Raw genomic sequence first — 1,844 nt, 5'->3', positions numbered from 1 at the left:
CTTGTGCTGGTGATCGGAAATATCGTGTTCTCGTTCGTGGCTGAACGGAAGAACCCGCCCATAGGCAGTTTCATCGAATGTGAAGGCGTACGGCTTCATTATATCGAGCGTGGTGATCCGGTAGCGCCGAGCGTCGTGCTGTTCCATGGCAACGGCTCGTTGATCCAGGATCTCATCATCAGCGGACTTGTGGACCGTCTTGCTCGCCATAACCGGGTTCTATGCTTTGATCGGCCAGGCTTCGGATATAGTCAACGGCCCCGCGCACGCATCTGGACGGCAACATCCCAGGCGGCGTCGTTCGTGAAGGCCCTTGACCAACTCGATGTGCGCGAGCCCGTCGTGCTGGGCCACTCGTGGGGTACGCTGGTCGCCCTCGCGATCGCATTGCAAGATAACTACCCAGTCCGTGGTCTTGTGCTTGCCTCCGGTTACTACTTTCCGACACGGCGGTGGGACTTCTGGATGATGTCAGGTCCAGCGGTGCCGGTGTTGGGTGATTTGATGCGCTACACCATAGCGCCGGTTATCTCCTGGGCCATCCTGCCTATAGCGCTTCGTAAGCTTTTTGCGCCTCGCTCCGTTCCGGGTAATTTCAAGGATCGCTTTCCAGCCTCCCTGACGCTTCGGCCGAAGCAACTGAGGGCGGCCGCGGAGGAAAGCGCGCTTCTAATTCCGGAAGCGGCACGACTGCAGTCTCGTTATCAAAGCATTCGATGTCCCATTTATATTTTCCACGGAACAGGGGACCGGCTTATCGAACCCGAACAGGCCCGACGTCTCCATCAAGTGCTGGGCCGCTCTGATCTGCATCTCGTGAATGATGCCGGGCACATGGTGACCTATGCCGACACTGGCACGATTGCGCAGGCCGTAGATAACCTGAATGTATCCCTCGAGGAGCCAGTACGGATCATCTCGTCGCGGGATGAGGACCGGCAACAGTTTCCGCGGGACCGCGAGCGAAGTCGTCCGCGAGCGCGTTGAGCTCCAATCCCCGTATAGCGGTTCATCTCCGAAAGTTACAGGGCCCAAGCCCTCTGCCGGTGGCCGGCTCCGGCGGGGATGGATTAACCGGCGAGGCCTACGATCGCGATGGCGTCCATGCCTTTTCTGCAGGGCGCTAAAGCGTCGAGCGCGGTGGCATAGTCTGATCTTTAGCTGATGACTTTGTCTCGGCGCACCGGAAGCATCCCGTCCCCCGTTTCACAAGTTGTTGTCTGACGCGAACCTTCTCGCGTTGCATTTATTTCAATCGCAGGGCGAAGACACTCGCGCGGGTGCTCCCCACGTTCAACCAAAGGCAATGACATGCGAGCGAGTCGAATTTTCCTAAGCTTTGCACTAGCGATCGGTTGCGGCATCACCCTTCAGAGTACCGCGTTTTCGCAGGAGTATCGGGGAACGTGGGAACAACAACGGGCCTGCACGCCCGACGTTTGGCGGCTATGCGGCGCGCAAATTCCCGATGTGGACAGGATCGTAGCATGCTTACGGCGAAATACTCCGCAACTCAGCGATCGGTGCCGCGCGGTTTTCGCACAAGGCGATGTGCCCTCACGCGGTGAGGATCGCGACTATGGGCAAAGGCGTTACGATCGAGATTATGAACCGCGGCGCTACGATCGCGATTATGGCCCAAGGCCCTATGACCGAGACTACGGCCCAAGGCCTTACTACGGTCCAAGGCCGTACGATTATGACGACGAATAAAAGTGGAAGATAGACTTCCCAGCCAAGCGGTCAGGGACGTCGCGAAAATATGGGGCAGTAACCGGTGCCGATACCTGATGCGATTCAATCCCGCATCACCGCGCCCGGGTCTCGCCCACCCTTGCCGCGCG

The 1,844-nt window shown here is 58.5% G+C and carries 2 protein-coding genes; both read left to right on the top strand.

Annotated features, from left to right (window positions below; translation table 11 throughout):
• On the top strand, positions 1–987 hold a 987-nt coding region (locus CQ12_RS19535; RefSeq protein ID WP_083519377.1), incomplete at its 5' end, for an alpha/beta fold hydrolase.
• A gap of 324 nt (positions 988–1,311) precedes the next feature.
• The gene (locus tag CQ12_RS47725; protein ID WP_430642245.1) at positions 1,312–1,713 is read left to right on the top strand and encodes a hypothetical protein; all 402 of its coding nucleotides are present in this window, start codon (positions 1,312–1,314) and stop codon (positions 1,711–1,713) included.
• Positions 1,714–1,844 lie beyond the last annotated feature (131 nt).

Origin of the sequence: Bradyrhizobium jicamae (assembly GCF_001440395.1) — a bacterium.
Lineage (GTDB): Bacteria > Pseudomonadota > Alphaproteobacteria > Rhizobiales > Xanthobacteraceae > Bradyrhizobium > Bradyrhizobium jicamae.
This window is presented reverse-complemented; position numbering and strand designations above follow the sequence as displayed.

Excerpts from the sequence above, each read along its gene's own strand:
- CQ12_RS47725 (WP_430642245.1), top strand. The coding sequence starts at position 1,312 with ATGCGAGCGAGTCGAATTTTCCTAAGCTTTGCACTAGCGATCGGTTGC.